This is a genomic window from Frankia sp. CcI156 (assembly GCF_001983015.1).
Classification (GTDB): Bacteria; Actinomycetota; Actinomycetes; order Frankiales; family Frankiaceae; genus Frankia; species Frankia casuarinae.
The window spans coordinates 1-2,406 of the sequence record NZ_MOMD01000108.1 but is presented as its reverse complement, the minus strand read 5'-3'; the positions used below and the strand labels follow the sequence as shown (position 1 = coordinate 2,406).

2 protein-coding genes and 1 pseudogene are annotated in these 2,406 nt (G+C 68.6%); 1 reads left to right on the top strand and 2 read right to left on the bottom strand.

From position 1 onward, the window contains the following. Nucleotides 1–558 (top strand): annotated as a pseudogene (locus CcI156_RS23325) (hypothetical protein); the annotation flags it as partial. 503 nt (nucleotides 559–1,061) lie between these two features. Here the strand turns inward: CcI156_RS23325 and CcI156_RS23320 are convergent. Both CcI156_RS23320 and CcI156_RS27315 read right to left on the bottom strand, forming a co-directional pair. Continuing rightward, complete coding sequence (locus tag CcI156_RS23320) at nucleotides 1,062–1,328, bottom strand: hypothetical protein (protein WP_254847588.1); 267 nt, start codon at nucleotides 1,326–1,328, stop codon at nucleotides 1,062–1,064. Between the two features lie 120 nt (nucleotides 1,329–1,448). Further along, entirely contained in the window at nucleotides 1,449–1,628 is a 180-nt protein-coding gene (locus CcI156_RS27315) for a hypothetical protein (protein ID WP_254847587.1), read from the bottom strand. Between the last annotated feature and the right edge of the window lie 778 nt (nucleotides 1,629–2,406).

Here is a 2,406-nt window from a genome sequence, read left to right as displayed (position 1 = left end):
GACATCGCCGCCCAGGCCCAGCCGCAGGCGCACCCCTATATCGTCCCGATCCTTGCCAGCGCACAGGCCCGCGCCTACGCCCTCACCGGCCGCGAAGACGAAGCACTAACCGCCTTGCGGACCATGCGCGACCACGTTTGGAGCGGCTCCCTTCAACCCGGCCCCTCACCCATCGATGAGGAAGCAGGCAAAGCCTTCACCGCTGTAATCCTCGGCTACCTTGGCAAGGGCGACGAAGCCGAGCCGCACGCCCGCGCGTCGTTGGCGATGCTCAGTGGAACCGGACGGTACGTCAGCACCGCCGGCACCCATCTCGCACTCGCACGGGCCTTCATCCACCGCACCCACCCAGACCCCGAACAGGCGGCAACCGCGGTCAGCGCGGCCATCGTCACGATGGGTGGTAAAGAGATCCATCCCAGGACCGTCACCAGAGCTGTGACAATCTGGCGACGCCTCGTGGCCAACCCCGAGTGGGCACGGCTCGAACCCGTCCGCGACCTGGGTGAACAGGTCTCATCTGAGCGCCGTGCGCTCCCAGCAGGCCCAACCATCTAGATCGTCGCCAATGTTCTCTACGGGTTCAAGGGCGGCCTTCGGCCGCCGCGGGGGGCCTGCCGCACGCGCCGCGCGTCGCCGTGCGCGCCGCGCCTACGGGATCGCCACACCCGGCCGGGGCCCCGCCTCCCTCCGGTCGGCACCCCGGCCGGAGCGTCGCCCCGTGGGCCCGTCGGCCCGTCGGCCCGTCGGCCCGTCAGACCCCCCGCCAGGGGGTCCGTGACGACCGTGACGATCGGCGGTCAGGGTGCCGCTGGTCCACGCGGATGGTCGACGGGTCGAGCGAGGTCCGGCGAGGGTAATGCCGTTGCTGGTTGTTGGGGCTCCGCCCCAAACCCCGGCCCTCACTCTGGAGGAGGGGGAAGGCGCGGCACGTCCGCTGATCGCCTCCGCCGCCCGACCGACGGAGGAGATCAGCTCAGCCGGGGCTCTGTGAAAGATCAAAACCCGGGTCGGGTGGCGTGGAAGCCCCCGAACCCGGGTTTGCTCAGCCGTGGGTCAGGTCATGCCGCGAGCGGTGTCCGCTGTTCCTCCGGGTCGAGCAGGGAATCGGYGAGGGCACGGCCGATCGCGTCGCCGGTGTCGAGGGGTTCGCGTGCGACCAGCAGCCGCACCCCCGTCCGGCGCAGCAGGCCCAGGACCGCCATCCGCCCGGTTTCGGTGGCCGCGAGCCGTTCCAGCGTGTCGACCACGACCACGCCGTACGCCCCCGACCCGACCAGCCGGACGACCGCCGACCAGGCGTGCGGACCCGATCTGGCGGACCGCACCCCCGGCCCGCCAGCCGCGCGCCGTACATGCCACCGCGAACACCGCCCGCTGGTCTGCCAGGTCGCCRTAGCCGCCGGCATCCTGACGGATKAAGTGCAACGCCCGCAGCGAGCCCGCCATCACCGGCCCCCGTCCCGACGATGACCACCGGGCCAGCCGTTGATCTGCGAGTAGTACCACTGGCTCGCCGCCGACCCCGCGACCGTCAGCGAGTCCCACCAGCGCGCCGCCACGTCATACGGCATGTCACCGGCCACGCTCACCCGCACCCCGGCCGGAAGCAGCRGGGTCGGACGCATCACCGAGAACCGAGGACCCGGCATCGGAAGATGCACATCCGCCGACTCCGCCGGATGCACCTGGAGATCCACGCTCGTCACCGACCGGTTACCGCCACCGATCGGCCCATATGGCACCATGGCCATGGGTTCCACACTCCTGTTCACGCAGGATTTGGGATCAAGGCCCGGAGATTGGTGCTGGTAACACCACTCCGGGCCGCCTATTCACTTACCTTCCACCATCCATAAGACCCTGAAGATCCACACCATGCAGGCATTTCGCGCGGATGGGAATGTTTCACAGGAAACGCCCACGCCGTTTTTTGCCGGCATGGTCACCGTTTCCTGCCTCCATTCATGGAATGGCCGTTCGTGTCGTCGGACCCCATGCGGGCAGCCCCGAGGTGCGGAGCGAGCGCCAGACCAAGGGCTGGGACGGAGAGCCGGACCGAGYTGCGAGCGAGGTTCGGCGCCCAGTCGGCCCGACCGTCGGGCGGCATCCCCAGAGACTCCAACCAAGTACTACGGTCGCCACCTGTATGGATCGCCGCAGGACKTCCGCATCCACTTCGGTTCTGTGTCGCAGATCACGGTGTACTTTCGGTTCTGCGATGAAGATCCCGAAAGCGCAAATACACCCAGCCGGGGGGCATCTTTTCCGAATGATCACTAACGTCCGAGATGCCGCTTTMCAAGCCGATCCAGGGTCCAGCCGAGCGCCATGGCGGTCGTGAGGGTATTGGTGTGGTCGGGGCCGAGGGTGGCGCGTTGGCGGGTGAGGGTGTCCTCGAACAGG